This is a genomic window from Ciceribacter ferrooxidans (assembly GCF_004137355.1).
Lineage (GTDB): Bacteria > Pseudomonadota > Alphaproteobacteria > Rhizobiales > Rhizobiaceae > Allorhizobium > Allorhizobium ferrooxidans.
Genome location: NZ_SDVB01000293.1, coordinates 1 through 252 on the forward strand (window position 1 = coordinate 1; position 252 = coordinate 252).

At 56.0% G+C, this 252-nt stretch carries 1 protein-coding gene; it reads right to left on the reverse strand.

The features are described from left to right. A partial coding sequence (locus EUU22_RS20120; protein WP_205687941.1) for a cbb3-type cytochrome c oxidase subunit I occupies positions 1-252 on the reverse strand: 252 nt, incomplete at both ends.

Below are 252 nucleotides of genomic sequence, written 5' to 3' on the forward strand. Positions count from 1 at the left end.
AGCCCACGAACGCCGGCATGATCGCACCAAAGATCATGATCAGGCCATGCATGGTGGTGAACTGGTTGAACAACTCAGGCTGGAAGAACTGCAGCCCCGGCGCAAACAGCTCCGTGCGTATCAGCAACGCCAGCACACCGCCCTCGAGCAGCATGCAAAACGAAAACAACAGATACATCGTGCCGATGTCTTTGTGGTTGGTGGCAAACAGCCAACGCCGCCAACCATGCGGCTTGTGATCGTGGTGATCTT